This window comes from Allobosea sp. ASV33, assembly GCF_016428755.1.
Taxonomy (GTDB): Bacteria; Pseudomonadota; Alphaproteobacteria; order Rhizobiales; family Beijerinckiaceae; genus Allobosea.
On record NZ_JAELTI010000242.1, the window covers coordinates 1 to 388 of the forward strand.

The 388-nt window shown below is 75.8% G+C and carries 1 protein-coding gene; it reads right to left on the minus strand.

Going from position 1 to position 388, the window contains the following annotated elements; all coding sequences use genetic code 11:
* Positions 1 to 69: 69 nt before the first annotated feature.
* On the minus strand, positions 70 to 388 hold a 319-nt coding region (locus tag JHD80_RS28470; RefSeq protein WP_210340012.1), incomplete at its 5' end, for a hypothetical protein.

Consider the following 388-nt stretch of genomic DNA (forward strand, 5'->3'; position numbering starts at 1 on the left):
CCCCCCCCCCCCCCCCCCCCCCCCCCCCCCCCCCCCCCCCCCCCCCCCCCCCCCCCCCCCCCTCCAATGCTACCGCGACCACCGAGATCTACCCCGAAGGTTAATCGTCGGCAGCGTCAGATGTGTATAAGAGACAGTCCAGGAGCCGCGCATCATCCTCGCCGACGAGCCGATCGCCTCGCTCGACCCGAACTCGACCTCGGGCAACAACGTTCCGCGTTTCGTGCTGAACCAGATGAAGATCGAGCGGGGGGGGGGGGGGGGGGGGGGAGCCCACGAGACTCTAGGCGCGAGCGCGTATGGGGTCTGCGGGTTGTAAGGGGGGGGGGGGGGGGGGGGGGGGGGGGGGGGGGGGGGGGGGGGGGGGGGGGGGGGGGGGGGGGGGGGG